Consider the following 14,252-nt stretch of genomic DNA (forward strand, 5'->3'; position numbering starts at 1 on the left):
CGACGAATGGGCTCTTAATCAACTATTAGCAATCGTAATTAAAATGTAAATTACTAGTATTGGTAGTCCAATTATTGTTGAAATAATCATAATGACGGTCTTAACCCGATTGGTATTTTTAAAAACTAAGTAAAGTAATTTATAAAGAAGGATTCCAATTGCTCCGCCAGAAAAATTAAGAATAATATCATCAATATCACTAGCACCAATTCCAAAAACATATTGAATGATTTCGACACTAAGGCTAATAAGGAATATCGAAAGTAAACTTCTAGCTACTTTCATATTCCTTTTAAAAACATGAAAATAGATGCCTAATGGGATAAAAACCAATATGTTGCCAAAAACATTTGAACTTGCAACACTCCAACTTACATCAAAGCCGCCGAATAAATAGTTTGATATTGTATGGAACGGGACTAAATTAACGTCTCTCGTGAATGTTCTACTAGAATCAAACAGTTCTATTGGAGAGTAGTATTTAAAAAGCAAAAGATCGAGTAGAAGAAACAAGTAAAATAGAAAAACAAAATAAAGAATAATCGATTCTGTTGTTTTCAAAAATTTTGTCATTTCATTTATCTCCAATTCTAAAAATGTTCATATTATAAAAATACGCATTGTCTTCATGATAATAGACGAAATATAGCAACGAGTCCCTACACTTTTTTCAAAATCAGTTGCACCACAGATGATTAAATCAGTCACTGATACTGTGGTTTTTTACAAATTTTCGCTGTGTTGGCTGATAAATGTGCATAATCGGCTGATAAATACCTAAACTCGGCTGACAAATAGCAAAAGTCAGCTGATAAACAGTTGAATTTCGCTGATAAAATTTAAAAAACCTATTTCGCTAAAAAATGGGGGATAAACTAAAGTTCAAATCATGTTAGCATTTATAACATCGCATAAGAAAAGCTAAGGCATTCGCTGAAAGACAGCGGCGAATGCCTTAGCTTTTTCTAATGTCAGATCATGATCGCGGGTATTTTAATTTTGACAGTAAATTCTTCATCTTTATGGATGAAATCAAGAAATCCTTGATGGTCTTTAACAATATCTTGGATTATTTTTGTACCGAGACCTTCATGGTCACCTGTTTTTGTTGTTTTTCCGTATGTATGAAACAATTCATCCAAAATCGCAGCTGGGATTGGTAAACTATTATTTTTACAAATTAATAAATATAAACCACTTCTTTTATAAAACTGCAATGTAATGATTGCTTGTTTCTTATATTTGATTTGCCACTCTTGACATGCCTCAATACTATTTGATAGCAGATTGCCAATCAATGCGACCATATTTTGATCAGAGATGGGCATTGTTGACAATGGCATGTCAAAATCATAGACGATCGAAATTCCAGCGTCTTTCGCTTGTCGGTACATTTTATGTAAAACCGCAGCTACAATGCCCCGCTCCCCTTTAATGGATAAATTTGTTTCTTCATATCCGTCTACTAAATGATCGAGATATGATTTTGCTTCATCGTTTTTTCGATTTTCTAGTAAGTAATGAATGGCGGAAACATGCTTTAAAAAATCATGTCTTTCTTTACGAACAAGATGAAAGGTTTCATTAAATTGTTTATTCTGTTCTTCAAATTGTCCGAGCTTCTTAGAAAGTGGTGACAGCTCGTTTGCCCAACCTAATCGTATCGCTTCAATCCCGACAAACATGAAGAATGGAACAAGGTATATCCATGATGGCTTTACTGCAATATAAATCAAAACAAGTAATAGCTGCATGAAAGAAAAGATGCCATTCCACTGAATACTTATATTAGCTATCATAAGATGAACTTTTTTATAAAAATAATAGCTGATACTAACTGCTAAAATGCAAGTAAAGTAGACAGGAATTTCAAATGGAAGCCATCGTAGCAATGATTGCAGATGAACAATCAATAATAAAGCGATTACTGCCCAATATATTTTACTCATTTTCAAGTCCTTTCTACTTTTAAAAATAATATTCTTGTAAGAATTCCACTTTATCCTTCGTAATCATAGCTTGCTCCTCAATACCTTCGAATGTGACGATATAAGAATTTTTCGCATAGAGAGAAAAGTTCAGTACATAGTGAATATTAATGATAAACGATCGATGTGAACGGATAAAATCTCGTTCGCGAAGTTCCCCCTCTAATTCATTTAATGTTTGATATGTTTTAATTGGACCAGTTTTCGTATAGATGGTTGTTGATCTTCCAGATCTTTCAATAAAAATAATATCCTTCTTCTGGATAATATGGATATTGTTTTTTAATTTAATATAAAGCCTCCCATTTATTTCAGAGGATTTTGTTTTCTCCATGAGCCGTTCGATCGATTGGATTAACCTTTCCTTCGGGTAAGGCTTCATAATATAATCATGTACATTTATTTCAAAAGCATGAACAGCATACCCGCTATTTCCAGTTACGAAGATAACCGAAATATTAAGTGCATGGGAATGAATAATATCTGCTAATTCATATCCAGATAAATCTGGCATTTCAATATCAGCAATCAATAAATCGATCGACTCTTTTTTTATATGTTCATATGCCTCTTCAGCAGATGTTGTTGCAAAGATGATTTCGATACCTTTCATGCTTGAAATGATTCCAATTAATTTATCTAGATCAATTCTTCGATCATCGACAAGTCCAATTTTCATAACGAACTCCTTACATATAAGCTATATTCTGACAGCGCCTATACCCATATATTTTACCATTTTTAATAGGAGATTTGTCGTTTTCGCGACAATAAAAGGACTATTCGCGACATAGTTGCAGACCTATTATTTATTTCTTTGTATGATAAAAACAAGAAAGCAATCAGAAGGAGCGAGAAAGCCGATGATTCAAATTCATGAGGTAACAAAACAATTCAAGGATAAGAAGAAATATGTAACAGCATTAAAGCATGTCTCTTTTGAAGTTTCTAAAGGAGAAGTACTCGGATTGCTTGGTGAGAATGGCGCAGGAAAAACAACGTTACTGCGAACAATTGCGACACTGCTTACACCAACGAAGGGCAATGTCATTGTAGATGGATATGACACAGTGAAAAAGCCTGATGAAATTAAGAAACGAATCGGTGTGCTGTTTGGAGGAGAAACAGGGTTGTATGAACGATTGACAGCCCGTGAAAATCTAGAATACTTTGCAAGCTTATATGGTTTAGGAAAACATGAAACAAAGGTGCGAATCGATGATTTGACGAAAATGTTTGGCATGAGGGATTATCTCGATCGAAAGGTTGGGGGGTTCTCTAAAGGAATGAGGCAAAAAGTAGCGATTGCTAGAACACTCATTCATAATCCAGATATCATTCTTTTTGATGAACCGACGACAGGGCTGGACATAACGTCTTCAAATGTATTTCGACAGCTTGTCCACCAGCTTAAACGTGAGGGAAAGACGATTATTTTCTCAAGCCATATTATGGAGGAAGTATCCATGCTTTGTGAGTCTGTTGCGATGATGCATAAGGGTGAGCTTGTCTATCATGGTGAACTTGAAGCACTCTATGTTTCAGAAGGAAGCAAGGATTTGAATTATATTTTTATGAGTAAGCTTGTTAAAGGGGGAGAGCATTATGCTTCTTAAAATCTATTTGAAAGAAATGAAAGACTGCTTCCGTGATCGTAGAACTTTATTATTAACAGTGTTGTTGCCAATTATCATGATGACTGGGTTAACCTTGTTCTATGAAAAAATGATTTCACATGATGGAGCGGAAACATATGAGCTGGCTGTGGAGGAATCCTTTAGTATAGAGGAAGAAAGTCTATTCGCTAACTATGACAATATTGAATTTGTTAAAGCTGAAAATCCTGAAGAAGTTTTACAGGAAGGCAAGGCAGTTGCTGCATTAAAGTTAAGTCCTGAATTTTTCAAAAGCATTGAGAATGGAGAAGAAGCTTCTGCCACGTTAATCGGTAATTCCTTTAGCCAAAAATCTGCAACCTTGATGAATTTAGTGACGACAGCTTTAACGGCTTATGAAAAATCAGTTACTTCCGAGCGTCTCTTAGCTCTTGGAACAAATGCTTCCACTATCGAGCCTTTTACAATTAACCAAATGGAAATGTCAGATGAGGATCCGGGCATTAACATAGTTGCGATGCTCATTCCATTAATATTAGCTGTAGCGATTGGAGTAGGTGCAGGCCCAGCTGCTTCGGATTTATTTGCTGGAGAAAAGGAAAGAAAAACGATGGAGGCTCTCTTAATTACACCTGTTAATCGAGCTGTACTGCTTTTTTCAAAATGGCTGACGATTGCCTCTATTGGCGCCATTACGGGAATGATTACATTAATTGTCGTCGCACTAGAAATTGGCTTCTTGACTGAAAATCTTAAAAAAGCCATTTCCTTCGGAGACAATGCGATACTCATCATTGCGATTGCCGTCATCATTTCAATTCTATATGCGATGTTCAATGCATCAATATTAATGCTAACAAGTATTATGGGCAAAACGATAAAGGAAGCACAAAGTTACAGTACACCGATAATGATGCTTGCGGTGCTTCCATTAATGGTGATTTCAGGGATCGGAATTAATGAGTTAGGCTTTCAGCATTTTGCTATCCCAATCATGAATCTTTTCACGATATTAAAAGAACTATTATTTGGAATTGTTAATATTGAGCATATTTTAATTACGATTGCCAGCAACTTCATCTGTATGATCATTATCTTTATCATTGGGCGAATTTTATTTATGAAGGATAAGTGGGTCATGAATTAATGATAAAAAGTCCGTTCCCCGTCTACTAATTAGATGGGGAATATTTTTTTGAATAAAAAGCCTCGCTGTTCATAATTGAATTTTTCTTCTCAAAAGGAAAGTCCCTTACCTATTGCGAATAAGTATAAACAAGTATTTTTGTAAATAGGGGGGAAGAGATTTTGGAGACAGTTGTTATGGCAAAGAAAAAGCAAAGGGCAAAATGGAAAACAATTAGTTTATGGGCTATAGTGTCGTTAGTTTTACTTTGTCTCATTGTGCTAATAGGGGCCAATCTTTATTTAAATCGATCACTTCCAAAAATTACTGGTGAAATCACGATTGCGGGGTTAAATGAGCCAGTTACGGTCATCCGGGATGAAATGGGCATTCCGCATATTAAGGCAGCAAATGAGCATGATTTGTATGTCGCTCAAGGTTATATTCAAGCACAAGATCGGCTTTTTCAAATGGATTTAAGTCGAAGACAAGCTTCTGGCCGTTTAAGTGAAGTAGTTGGAGAGGCAGTGGTGGATCAAGATAAATATTTCCGTACGCTGGGATTACAGAGAGCAGCAGAAGCATCAGCTAATGTCTATTCCGATGATGGAATGGAAGTATTAAATGCTTTTGCAAAAGGGGTAAATCTTTATATTGATGAGTTACGCGAAAATGGGAAATGGCCAATTGAATTTACATTTCTTGGCTATGAACCTGAAGATTGGTCGCCTATTGATTCATTGACAATTGGGAAATACATGGCCTTCGATCTAGGCGGTCATTGGCAGGAACAAGCATTTCGACACTATTTACTGCAAGAGTTTCCAGAAGATAAGGCATATGATTTATTTCCAGAATACCCTGAAAATGCCCCATATATCATTAGCAAAAATGAACTCGACATGAGTAAGCAATTTGCTAATGTCATCATTCCACATGAATATAATGGGAGTAATAATTGGGTGGTAAGTGGAGAGAAATCAGTGAGTGGAAAGCCGCTTTTAGCAGATGATCCACATTTAGGACTTGCTACTCCGGCCATTTGGTATCAGATGCAGCTTGAAACAGATGATTTAAATGTAAGTGGAGTTATTTTTGCAGGAGTTCCAGGGATTATTTTAGGACATAACGAGGACATTGCTTGGGGTGTGACAAATACGGGACCAGATGTTCAAGATTTGTATATTGAAAAAAGGAATCCTGATAATCCAAAGGAATTTCTCTATAACAATAAATGGGAAGAAGCAGAAATAATTAGCGAGCCCATCAAAATTAAAGATAAACAAACATTAGAATATGAGGTTCTTATTACAAGGCATGGCCCCATTATTTCGGAGTTTGCAGAAGACATAGGTGCGAGTACCGTACTTTCTTTACAATGGACAGCGCTGCAGCCATCTGCGGAGCTTGAAGCTATTTTAAATATGAATAAGGCGAATGATTGGTCTGAATTTGAGAAAGCACTACAGCAATTTGAAACACCTGCACAAAATTTTGTATTTGCTGCTCAAGATGGAACAATTGCCTTTAAAGCGAATGGAAAAATTCCAATTCGTAAGAAAGATAATGGATTACTACCTGTTCCGGGCTGGACAGACGAATATGATTGGATTGGCTATATCCCTTTTGAGGAATTGCCAAAAACCGTTAATCCAAAAGAAGGATTTATTTCTACAGCTAATAATAAGGTCATTAACGATGATTATCCATACCACATAAGTCATGACTGGGCGCAACCTTACCGACAAATGCGGATTCAAGAGGTGTTACAGGCAAATGATAAGCTAACTGTTGAAGATATGATGAATTTACAAATGGATGAGAAAAATTTACAAGCGAAAGAGTTTGTGCCAAAGCTTATTGGATTATTGGAAAATATAAATGGAGATAGAGAGAAAGCAGTGTTAGAGAAATTAACAAATTGGGATTTTTATGACCGTAAGGAGGACGCAGCCCCATATATTTTTAATATTTGGATGGGGAAAATTAGTGATGTCCTATTAAGTGAAGAGATTAATGAGGAAATGTTAGAATTATTCTCTGGAAGAAAAGCGGCGGTTGATAAGCTTTTGCGCAGAGCTATTGAAGGAAATCCAGGCCCTTGGATTGAGGAAAAGGGAGGGATTGAGGCTGTGTTAATAAAATCATTACAGCTTACACTGTCACAAATTGAAGAAGCGGAAGGCAAAGACATGAGTAAATGGCAGTGGGGAAACTATCATCAAGTTCAATTCAAGCATCCATTATCAAGCGTATTTCCTCTACACTATGTATTTAATCGTGAAGGAAGTATTCCTGTTGGCGGCAGCAGTGTGACTGTTAAGGCGGCTGCCTATTTAGATACTGGTATCGTTGATCATGGGGCTTCATGGAGATTTGCAATCGATATGGCAAATACGGATGAGGCTTACCATTTAGTTGGCCCTGGGCAATCCGGCCATATTAAAAGCAAATGGTATCATGATCAGATGGATGATTGGGTAAAAGGAACCTATCATAAAACCGCATTAAAACAACCTGTCGGTGAAACATTAATGTTAATGCCTCTGGAAAAAGACTAACTTTAAAATCCCAAAATATTCACAACTCCTCCCATTGTCAAATTATACATAGCGGGGGAGTTTTTATATTATTTCATATATTTAAATATTATTATTTCCCCATATGGTTTAGATTTGAAATAATGGTAGAATACATGATAGAAAGAAATTATGATTCTTTTTGAAAAATGAACTAAGGGTGGAAATATTGACTCCGTTTAATGAACAATTATTACAAATAGAGGTTATCGATCAAGAAGGTATTAAAAAAATAAGAGAGCAGATTAACTCTCGCTATGAGACATTAACCTCTAAACAAAAAGCTAGTATACTAGCAAAAACGATTTATGACATGATTGATCATTCACTTCCGAATTTTTCAACAGAAACAAAAAAAAGGATTAGGATGGAGCTTTTGAATAAAAAGCTTTCTACAAATTCCTTATCTATTTCTGCTGACGATATTATTAAATCAAGTATTGCGTTTGCAACTCAAGAGGAATTAAAAAAAGAACTTCCTCAATGGGTACATAAAAAAGTAGATAATTTTTCAGATATAGCAGAAATATACATCGATCATTTACTAAATAACGATAAAGATGAAGTAAGTGCTACATATTCCAGTGAGGAAGCGACTCAGCCAACTATTCACTTAGAGGAAAAGGTTCTTTCTATTCATGAGCAAGAAGTTATGAATAAGCTGCTGAAACATAAAAGAATCATTTTTACAGCTGCCGCACTTATTATTGCTTTATTTTTCATCGTTCGGGAAATCGATTTTTCTAAACAAAAACATGTTAAGAATATAGCTGTTGTTGAATTTCCAGAAGCAGCTAATCAAGAAAGAATGTCGAATGAATTACCGATATACTTGCAATATGAACAAATTAATGAAGGAAAATTACGAGATTGGCTGAATGGCCGGAATTCATTGTTAGCAGATGAGCCCTATTTTACCACGATTATTGAAATCGCAAATGAATATAATATTCATCCATTATTACTGTTTGCCATTACAGGGCAGGAACAAGGATTTGTCTTAAGAGACAATAAGAATGCTGCAAAAATCGCAAACAATCCATTTAACGTCTTCCATAGCTGGGAAGATTTCAACACAAATATTTCCGATACGAGTCAAATTGCTGCCCGCACCATTGTTAATTTAAGTAAAGATCGCCCAGCGGATGTTGATCCGATTCAATGGATTAACCGAAAATATGCGGAAGACGAAAACTGGTGGCGGGGAGTATCGTCTATTTTTAAACAGTTAAAAACAGTTGTTCAGTGATGTTTTAGAGACAAGAGTTCCTTAAATATAGCAAACTTGAATGAAAAAGGTGGGAGAACGATGAAAAACAAAGTTTATATCACTCGGAAGCTACCTGATGAAATCTTGCATAAACTAGCAGTCCATTTTGAAATTAGCATGTGGAAAGAGGAATTCATTCCTGTACCAAGGGAAGTGTTAATGAAGGAAATAGAGTTTGTTGATGGGTTGTTTTGCTTGTTGACAGATATGATTGATGAAGAATTATTAAAACACGGAAAAAATCTAAAGATTATTAGCAATATGGCAGTTGGCTATAATAATATTGATATTGAATTTGCTGTTCAGCAAGGAATAATGGTTACGAATACACCTGGTGTTTTAACTGAAACGACAGCAGATTTAACCTTTGCATTATTAATGGCAACAGCAAGAAATATCTTTCCAGCAGATGCTGCATTGCGTAATGGAGAATGGGGTGCTTGGGCACCGATGCAATTTGTTGGCAGAGATATTTATGGTGCAACCATTGGCATTGTAGGATTAGGAAGAATCGGGCAAGCTTTAGTAAAACGTGCGAAAGGGTTTAATATGAATATTCTTTACTATAATCGGACGAGAAAACGAGCTATAGAAGAAGAATTTGAAATTGAATATGCAGAATTACATACATTGCTGCAGCAATCAGATTTTGTTTGTCTAATGCTTCCTTATAGCCCGGAAACCCATCATTTAATAGGCAAAAAAGAGCTATCTCTCATGAAAAAAGAGTCTATTCTTATTAATACGGCTAGAGGTGGAATCGTCGATGAAGCAGCACTTTACGAGGCATTAAAGAACAAGGAGATATGGGCAGCTGGTTTAGATGTGTTTGAAGAAGAGCCAATCCCGATTAATCATCCACTGCTTACTCTTAATAATGTTGTGACCTTGCCCCATATTGGGAGTGCAAGTATTAAAACAAGATTGAATATGGCACATTTAGCTGCGGATAATATCATCGAAGCTTTAAAAGGGAATGGTCCGATTACACCTATTTAGATACTAAAATCATTCACCTTCCAAGAAGTTTCGATTCTCGGAAGGTGAATTGATTGTGCTCGCTTTTATAAAGGAAAGAAGATTGGAATAACAATCATCATGACAATAAACATAACGATTTGCAAAGGAACGCCAATTTTTACAAAATCAAAAAATTTATAGTTCCCAGCTGTCATCACAAGTGAATTTGTTGGTGATGCAACAGGGGTGGAGAAGGCCATACTTGATGCAGAAGCAATAGCAATTAAAAAAGTATAAGGATTGGCATCCATATTAATCGCAGCAGTCATCGCAATTGGCGCAAATAGGACGGCGGTAGCAGTATTGCTAATGAATTGACCAAAAACCATTGTTAAGAAATAGATCCCAGCAAGCACCCCAATAGCTCCAAATCCACCTAGCAACTGGATAATTCCTTCTGAGAGAATAACCATTCCACCTGTTTTTTCTAGAGCGGTTGCCATCGGAAGCATTGCTGCTATTAAAATAATACTTTCCCAGTTAATTTGTCCGTATGCATCTTCCATACTTCGTAAACATCCGGTCACGATCATTAGTAATGCTCCGATTAATACAGAAATAACAGTTGGAAAAATATCGAATACCATTAGGATAATCATAAGCAGCATTATTCCGCCTGCAATGGGGGCCTTTCCATTGGCAGAGGCAATACTTGCATGTTCCTTTGGTTGCCCAACGACAACAACATCTTTCGTTTCTCTTGAAAGAAGCTCAATTTCATCCCAAGCACCTTGCACTAATAATGCATCTCCAAAGCGAAGCCGCTGTTTAGACATTTCTTTTAACACATATTTCCCTTGGCGATTGATGCCAATAATATTTAAGTTATACTTTTCTCGGAACCCAATGGTTCTAATGGTTTCATTGATTAAACTTGAATGGGGGGTTAATAGAACTTCTGCAATCCCAAGCTGCTTTGAAACGAGCACCCCAGCCTCTGATTCTTCTTCTTTAATCTTCAATTTATAGTCGCTGACAAATCTTTTTACATTTTCGTGAGAACCTTGAAAATAAAGGATATCATTTGCTTGAACCATAGTTGTAGGTCCTGCCATTTCTTGATAGGTAATCGGTAAAAGGTTGATACCTTCCATTGATTTACGTTGTATTTTCAATACACATAATTGATAGGTATGCGGAATTTTTAGTTCGGCCAACCGCTTTCCAATCATTTCGGATTCTTCTGGAACTTTTACTCGAAATAAATTACCCCCAAGATTGTAGTCGATAGCAAGTTGTTTAGGTGAGAGAGGGTGGCTCCCTTTAGATTTATTTCGTTTTTTCTCATTTGGAAGTAAAATATTTCGCGTTAATACTAAATAAATAATCCCCGTTATGACACCAACAATGCCAATAGGAGTAATTTCAAAAAATCCGAGCTTCTCATAACCATTGTCGACTAATAGCTGACTGACAATTAAGTTCGGAGGAGAAGCAATCAATGTCAAAAGGCCCGATAAACTGGCCATATAAGATAATGGGATTAGAAATTTCGAAGGACTGCTATTTATACTTATAGCAACACTGACAACGATCGGAAGCATTAAAGCAACCGTTCCTGTGTTGCTCATAAATGCACCGACCGAAGCAACGATGATGAGCAATAATAGAAATAATTTTCTCTCGTTGTTTCCAGAGGAGCGAAGAAGTATGTTCCCTGCCATTTTTGCAAGACCAGTACGAAAAATACCGGCACCAACGATAAATAACCCTGCAATCATAATGACGACTGAATTAGAAAACCCTGAGAGTGCCTCTGTCGGTGTTAGTATTCCTGTTAGGACGAATGCTAATAATGCCATCACCGCAACGAGATCAGCTCGTAAACGATTGCTCATAAATAAAATAATGCTAATACTTAAAATAGTAAATGTGACAATAAGCTGCAAAATAATCCGAATCCTTTCCATTGAAATGATGATCAATTTGGAACAGTATATATTATATAATAATAGTCTTTCGCTGATGAGATAAGGATGATTTGTTCACGATAAATACGAAAAATAATGGTTAAATTTTAGTAAACTTTATTTTAGCTAACAACTAGTCCGTTAATAAATGGTGTATCATTCTATTCTTATCTTCAAAAAACTGTTTCATAATGTGGTAATGGCTTGTCTCCTCAAGTGTTACTTCCTTTGCACCCTCTTCAGTAAATTCGATAATCTTCGCGTGTGGATATGACATAATGATTGGTGAATGGGTGGCGATAATAAATTGCGAATTTTCTTCGACTAGATCATGAATTCGCTTTAGCATGGAAAGCTGTCTAAGCGGTGATAGTGCAGCCTCAGGCTCATCTAATATATAAATGCCATTTCCATAGAAACGATTCATAAATGTGGCCCAAAAAGATTCACCATGTGATTGTTCATGTAGTGACACTCCTCCAAATGAATCGATAATACGTGGGCCAGAAGAAAGCTCGCGATCTAAACTCTCTATATTGGTCGCAACATTATAAAAGGTTTCTGCCCGCAGAAAAAATCCATCTCTAGGTTTTTCAACACCCTTTATGAGCCTTATATACTCATCCAAAACAGAATGGGAGTTATAAGTGGAAAAATTAAAATGAAATGATCCTCCTTCTGGATTAAATCCAGCCGCTACAGCAATGGCCTCTAATAAAGTTGATTTTCCCATCCCATTCTCGCCAACGAAATACGTCACATTTGGATGAAGGGATAGTTTTTCCAGCACTTTTATACTTGGTAAATGAAAGGGAAACGTATTCAAAGAAGGGATGCTTTCACGTTTCAGACTAATATTTCGGATATATTGAGTTTCTTTCGTAAGCTTCATTATACGTCTCTCCTCGAAAAGAAATTATTAATATTATTAGTTTAACAAACAATTGGAAAATAACTAGTAGCATGATTATTTTTAAAATTAACGGAAAATTTTAAACCTATTAACATACGGAATAAAATTACAACGAATAATGCATGGGAAAACGCCTATTTGATTGTAAATTCAGAAAATATTAATTAAACTTAGTTAAAATACATTAATAGGCTGGTGGTGAATTGCGAAAAGGCTGCACGAAAAAAGACATAAACAATAATTAGCTTCTACTTGGAGGATTAACATGAGAATATTTATGGCGATTGGCTGCTTTTTTATAGCCATTTCTGCGTTTTTATATGCTACGAAGCATATAACAGCGGCTATTATTAGCGCAAATATGAATAACACAAAAGCAAATTATTATGAAGGAGCGTATGAATTAGTTGGCTTTGGGATGTCCTTTTGGATAATTGCTGCGCTTCTTACAGGTGTTTCATTACTGTTCGTTGGTATATGGCCTTTTTTAAAAAATAAAAAGGCGTAATAAAAATCCAGATGTCCTCTACTGAAAAGGGAATATCTGGATTTTTTTGAACGGGTTTTTTAGAATAAAATTCCACTGCATTATGATTTTACGGCAACAACTCATCTCCCCACTGTTTGCGTACTACTAGACTCAGAGATGACCGATAACCATGGTCGGTTTCCTTGCCATTGAACTTGTACAGGAGTACAAAATGCCTCCGACAAGTAGGAATCTGTAATGATATCATGTTTTGGACCTGCGGCGATCATTTTTCCATTCTGAAGAAGGAGAACATGGGTGATTTCTTCTACAAGTTCTTCAATATGGTGGGTAACATATATTAAATGACAATGGCTTCTCGTAATTTCCTTTATGATCGCAAGTACTTCTTCTCGGGATAATATGTCTAATCCAGAACAAGGTTCATCCAAAATAAGAATGCTCGGATCACTCATTAATGCCCGGGCAATTAAGGCTCTTCTTTTTTCACCTTGAGAAAAAAACTGAAATGTTTTTCCCTTTAAATAGTTTAATCGAAGTCTGCTTATTAAAAATTCAGCTTTTTCCAAATCTGCTTTTGATACTTTCTCATATAATCCAACTGAGGCAAATAATCCACTTAAAACGATTTCCTCGATCGTTTGGAAATTTAATGTGGGGGAGAAGCGATCTAAAGAACTGCTGACAAACCCAATTTTCCTACGAAGCTCTGGCAAGTTTGTCCTTCCAAATGGACAGCCAAGCACTTCTACTTGGCCAGATGACGGAAATTGATACCCTGTAACAATATTTAGGAGGGATGTTTTACCTGAACCATTTAATCCGAGGACTGCCCAATGTTCATGTTTATTTATTTCCCAGGTTATATTACTCAAAATTTCCTGTCCAGATCGACGCCATGATACGTCCTTAAAGAAGATGATTTTATCCAAACGAAAAACCTCACTTTCTAATAAGCACATTTTTATACTATTTTAATCTGAAAATTCTTTATATCAAACCTAAAAATTAAAAAGTGTACTAGAAAGCAGGAATATTATTGTTTCCAAATAAACAATAGACTTCGGTTTAGTAGAACAATTAAGCCATAAATCCAAGCTAAATTTGTCCTCCCTTGGCTTAAAAGCAGCACGACAGGGAGGAGCAGGATGAACATTTCGACTAATAAATGAATCGAATCTGGCAGAGGGATGCTCGCTTTCGGTGAGATGAATAATCCCCAAATTACGGAGATTGTTAATGGGATGACGATTGCAAGACCCAGCTTTAGCAGTGGTGTGCTTTCAATTTTATATCCCCAATAGCTATAGATAGCAAGTCCAGTAAGTTCCAGCATAAAG

Annotated in this window: 13 protein-coding genes; 6 read left to right on the forward strand and 7 right to left on the reverse strand. The window is 35.9% G+C overall.

The annotated features are described in order from the left end of the window. Nucleotides 1-18: 18 nt before the first annotated feature. The 3 genes from KDN24_RS06855 to KDN24_RS06865 all read right to left on the reverse strand — a co-directional run bounded on the left by KDN24_RS06855 (nt 19) and on the right by KDN24_RS06865 (nt 2,667). Nucleotides 19-573 carry a VanZ family protein gene (locus tag KDN24_RS06855; RefSeq protein WP_409972056.1) on the reverse strand — a complete coding sequence of 185 codons (555 nt, stop codon included), beginning with the start codon at nt 571-573 and terminating at the stop codon, nt 19-21. A 398-nt stretch (nt 574-971) separates the two neighbouring features. Then, entirely contained in the window at nt 972-1,949 is a 978-nt protein-coding gene (locus tag KDN24_RS06860; protein WP_409972055.1) for a sensor histidine kinase, read from the reverse strand. Between the two features lie 19 nt (nt 1,950-1,968). After that, entirely contained in the window at nt 1,969-2,667 is a 699-nt protein-coding gene (locus KDN24_RS06865; RefSeq protein WP_409972054.1) for a LytR/AlgR family response regulator transcription factor, read from the reverse strand. Nucleotides 2,668-2,851: 184 nt separating this feature from the next. Here KDN24_RS06865 and KDN24_RS06870 point away from each other — a divergent pair, with 184 nt between their 5' ends. The 5 genes from KDN24_RS06870 (at nt 2,852) to KDN24_RS06890 (ending at nt 9,578) form a co-directional block, all read left to right on the forward strand. Further along, a complete protein-coding gene (locus tag KDN24_RS06870; RefSeq protein WP_409972053.1) occupies nt 2,852-3,604 on the forward strand; it encodes an ATP-binding cassette domain-containing protein in 753 nt (250 codons plus the stop codon). After that, nucleotides 3,594-4,751 carry an ABC transporter permease gene (locus KDN24_RS06875; protein WP_409972052.1) on the forward strand — a complete coding sequence of 386 codons (1,158 nt, stop codon included), beginning with the start codon at nt 3,594-3,596 and terminating at the stop codon, nt 4,749-4,751. Before KDN24_RS06870 ends, KDN24_RS06875 begins: the two co-directional genes overlap by 11 nt. 161 nt (nt 4,752-4,912) lie before the next feature. Further along, a complete protein-coding gene (locus tag KDN24_RS06880; protein ID WP_409972051.1) occupies nt 4,913-7,291 on the forward strand; it encodes a penicillin acylase family protein in 2,379 nt (792 codons plus the stop codon). A gap of 187 nt (nt 7,292-7,478) precedes the next feature. Further along, nucleotides 7,479-8,558 carry a hypothetical protein gene (locus KDN24_RS06885; protein ID WP_409972050.1) on the forward strand — a complete coding sequence of 360 codons (1,080 nt, stop codon included), beginning with the start codon at nt 7,479-7,481 and terminating at the stop codon, nt 8,556-8,558. A gap of 60 nt (nt 8,559-8,618) precedes the next feature. Beyond that, on the forward strand, nt 8,619-9,578 hold the full coding sequence (locus KDN24_RS06890) for a 2-hydroxyacid dehydrogenase (protein WP_409972049.1): 960 nt from the start codon (nt 8,619-8,621) through the stop codon (nt 9,576-9,578). 65 nt (nt 9,579-9,643) lie between these two features. Here the strand turns inward: KDN24_RS06890 and KDN24_RS06895 are convergent, their stop codons facing one another. Further along, a complete protein-coding gene (locus KDN24_RS06895; RefSeq protein ID WP_491348472.1) occupies nt 9,644-11,494 on the reverse strand; it encodes an SLC13 family permease in 1,851 nt (616 codons plus the stop codon). A 148-nt stretch (nt 11,495-11,642) separates the two neighbouring features. Further along, complete coding sequence (locus KDN24_RS06900) at nt 11,643-12,401, reverse strand: AAA family ATPase (protein WP_409972048.1); 759 nt, start codon at nt 12,399-12,401, stop codon at nt 11,643-11,645. A gap of 286 nt (nt 12,402-12,687) precedes the next feature. Here KDN24_RS06900 and KDN24_RS06905 point away from each other — a divergent pair, with 286 nt between their 5' ends. Beyond that, nucleotides 12,688-12,930, forward strand: coding sequence for a hypothetical protein (locus KDN24_RS06905; RefSeq protein WP_409972047.1), 243 nt, complete (start codon nt 12,688-12,690; stop codon nt 12,928-12,930). A gap of 101 nt (nt 12,931-13,031) precedes the next feature. Here the strand turns inward: KDN24_RS06905 and KDN24_RS06910 are convergent, their stop codons facing one another. Both KDN24_RS06910 and KDN24_RS06915 read right to left on the reverse strand, forming a co-directional pair. Then, on the reverse strand, nt 13,032-13,844 hold the full coding sequence (locus KDN24_RS06910; RefSeq protein ID WP_409972046.1) for an ABC transporter ATP-binding protein: 813 nt from the start codon (nt 13,842-13,844) through the stop codon (nt 13,032-13,034). 104 nt (nt 13,845-13,948) lie between these two features. Next, on the reverse strand, nt 13,949-14,248 hold the full coding sequence (locus KDN24_RS06915) for a YrdB family protein (RefSeq protein ID WP_409972045.1): 300 nt from the start codon (nt 14,246-14,248) through the stop codon (nt 13,949-13,951). Nucleotides 14,249-14,252 lie beyond the last annotated feature (4 nt).

Origin of the sequence: Cytobacillus sp. Bva_UNVM-123 (genome assembly GCF_046351715.2) — a bacterium.
GTDB lineage: Bacteria > Bacillota > Bacilli > Bacillales > Cytobacillaceae > Cytobacillus.